The sequence below is a fragment of the Hydrogenophaga sp. genome (assembly GCF_051007235.1).
Taxonomy (GTDB): domain Bacteria; phylum Pseudomonadota; class Gammaproteobacteria; order Burkholderiales; family Burkholderiaceae_C; genus Hydrogenophaga.
In genome coordinates, this window is record NZ_JBPCSJ010000462.1 from 1 (window position 1) to 3,210 (window position 3,210).

At 65.6% G+C, this 3,210-nt stretch carries 1 protein-coding gene; it reads left to right on the forward strand.

The window, feature by feature from the left end; translation table 11 throughout:
- A partial coding sequence (locus tag ACR2JA_RS16455; protein WP_434010153.1) for a DUF3683 domain-containing protein occupies positions 1–3,210 on the forward strand: 3,210 nt, incomplete at both ends.

Genomic DNA, 3,210 nt, shown 5'->3' on the forward strand with positions numbered 1-3,210 from the left:
CGCATGCTGTACGAGGTGCTGGGCGACATCTGGGTCGTGCAGCGCAACCCCTACCTGCAGGACGACCTGCTGGACAACCCCAAGCGCCGCGCCGCGCTGGTCGACGCGCTGCACCACCGCCTGGGCGAGGTGCAAAAGCGCCGCACGCCCAAGGACGATCCGGCGCGCGACGAATCGGTGGGCCTGCTGCTCAAAGCCGCCAAGGGGGCGGTGGAAACGTTTGCGCGTTCGTTCGAAGACATGGCCGCCTTGCGCCAGCGCATGAACAAGGTGCTGCGCAAGCTGACCGCCAAGGACAACATCAAGTTCGACGGCCTCTCGCGCGTGTCGCACGTGACCGACGCGACCGACTGGCGCGTGGAATACCCGTTCGTGGTGCTCACGCCCGACACCGAGGCCGAGATGGCGCATCTGGTCAAGGGCTGTGTCGAGCTGGGCCTGACCATCATCCCGCGCGGCGGCGGCACCGGCTACACCGGCGGCGCGATCCCGCTGACCTGGAAGAGCGTGGTGATCAACACCGAGAAGCTCGAAGCCATGACCGAGGTGGAGCACATCCGCATCGGCGGGCACGAGCAGCCGGTGGCCACGGTGTGGACCGAAGCCGGCGTGGTCACGCAGCGCGTGGCCGACGCGGCCGAGCGCGCGGGCTACGTGTTCGCGGTGGACCCGACGTCCGCCGAAGCGTCGTGCGTGGGCGGCAACATCGCCATGAATGCTGGCGGCAAGAAGGCCGTGCTCTGGGGCACGGCGCTGGACAACCTGGTGAGCTGGCGCATGGTGACGCCGCAGGCGCAGTGGCTGGAGGTCACTCGCACCGACCACAACCTGGGCAAGATCCACGACGCCGAGGTTGCCACCTTCGAACTGAAGTATTTCGAGGCCGATGGCAAGACGCCGATCCGCACCGAGCAGCTGGTGATCCCGGGCAAGACCTTCCGCAAGGAAGGCCTGGGCAAGGACGTCACGGACAAGTTCCTCAGCGGGTTGCCGGGCATCCAGAAAGAGGGTTGCGATGGCCTGATCACCAGCGGCCGCTGGGTGGTGCACCGCATGCCCGAGCACACGCGCACCGTGTGCCTGGAGTTCTTTGGCAACCCCAAGGACGGCGTTCCCTCGATCGTCGAGATCAAGGACTTCATGTTCGCCGAGCAAAAGCGCAGTGGCACGCTGCTGGCCGGCCTGGAGCACCTGGACGACCGATATCTCAAGGCGGTGGGCTACACCACCAAGAGCAAGCGCGGCACGCTGCCCAAGATGGTGCTGATCGGTGACATCGTCGGCGACGACGCCGACGCCGTGGCACGCGCCACCAGCGAGGTGATCCGCCTGGCCAACGGCCGCAGCGGCGAAGGTTTCATTGCCATCAGCTACGAAGCCCGCAAGAAGTTCTGGCTCGACCGCAAGCGCACCGCGGCGATTTCCAAGCACACCAACGCCTTCAAGATCAACGAAGACGTGGTGATCCCGCTGCCGCGCATGGGCGAGTACACGCTGGGCATCGAGCGCATCAACATCGAGCTGTCGCTGCGCAACAAGCTCAAGCTGTGTGAGGCGCTGGAGGCCTTCTTCACCAAGGGCCATCTGCCGCTGGGCAAGACCGACGAAGCCAACGAACTGCCCAACGCCGAGCTGCTGGAGGACCGCGTACATCAGGCGCTGGCCCTGGTGCGCGAGGTGCGCTCGTTGTGGGCCGGCTGGCTGCGCGATGTGGAAGCGCTGTTCCCGCAGCTGCAGGACCACAGCTTGCGCGCCAGCTGGAAGAGCCAGATCCGCGAGCCGTTGCAACAGATCTTCACCGGAGCGGCCTTCGGCCCGATCCTGGCCGAGTGCAACGCGATCCACAAACGCGTGCTCAAGGGCCGTGTGTGGGTGGCGCTGCACATGCACGCCGGTGACGGCAACGTGCACACCAACATCCCGGTCAACAGCGACGACTATGAGATGCTGCAGACCGCGCACGAAGCGGTGGCCCGCATCATGGTGCTGGCGCGCAGCCTGGACGGCGTGATCTCGGGTGAGCACGGCATTGGCATCACCAAGCTGGAATTCCTGACCGACGCCGAGCTGCAGCCTTTTGCGGACTACAAGGCGCGGATCGATCCGGAAGGCCGTTTCAACAAGGGCAAGCTGCTGCGCGGCAGCGCGCACCAGGCGATGGTGGCGGGCGACGCCACTGTGCGCCAGGCCGACCTGGCCAACGCCTACACGCCCTCGTTCGGCCTGATGGGGCACGAGTCGCTGATCATGCAGCAGAGCGACATCGGCGCCATCGCCGATTCGGTCAAGGACTGCCTGCGCTGCGGCAAGTGCAAGCCGGTGTGTGCCACGCACGTGCCGCGCGCCAACCTGCTCTACAGCCCGCGCAACAAGATCCTGGCGACCTCTTTGCTGGTCGAGGCCTTTCTGTACGAAGAGCAGACGCGCCGCGGCATCAGCATCAAGCACTGGGAAGAGTTCGAGGACGTGGCCGACCACTGCACGGTCTGCCACAAGTGCCTGAGCCCCTGCCCGGTGAAGATCGACTTCGGCGACGTGACCATGAACATGCGCAACCTGTTGCGCAAGATGGGGCAGAAGAGCTTCCGCCCCGGTAACGCCGCGGCCATGTTCTTCCTGAACGCGAGCAACCCGGAAACCATCAAATTCATGCGCACGGCGATGGTGGACGTGGGCTTCAAGGCCCAGCGCCTGGCCAACAAGGTGCTCAAGCTCGCCGCGCGTCAGCAGACCAGCGCCCCGCCGGCCACGCTGGGGCCGGCGCCGATCAAGGAGCAGGTGATCCACTTCATCAACAAGAAGATGCCGGGTGGCCTGCCCAAGAAGACCGCACGCGCGCTGCTGGACATCGAGGACAAGGACTACGTGCCCATCATCCGCAACCCGCAGGCCACCACGGCCGAGACGGAAGCGGTGTTCTACTTCCCCGGCTGCGGCTCGGAGCGGCTGTTCAGCCAGGTGGGTCTCGCCACCCAGGCCATGCTGTGGCACGCCGGCGTGCAGACGGTGCTGCCGCCGGGCTACCTGTGCTGCGGCTATCCGCAGCGCGGCTCAGGCCAGTTCGACAAGGCCGAGAAGATCATCACCGACAACCGGGTGCTGTTTCACCGTGTGGCCAACACGCTCAACTACCTCGACATCAAGACCGTGGTGGTGAGCTGCGGAACCTGCTACGACCAGCTCACCGGCTACAAGTTCGAGGACATCTTC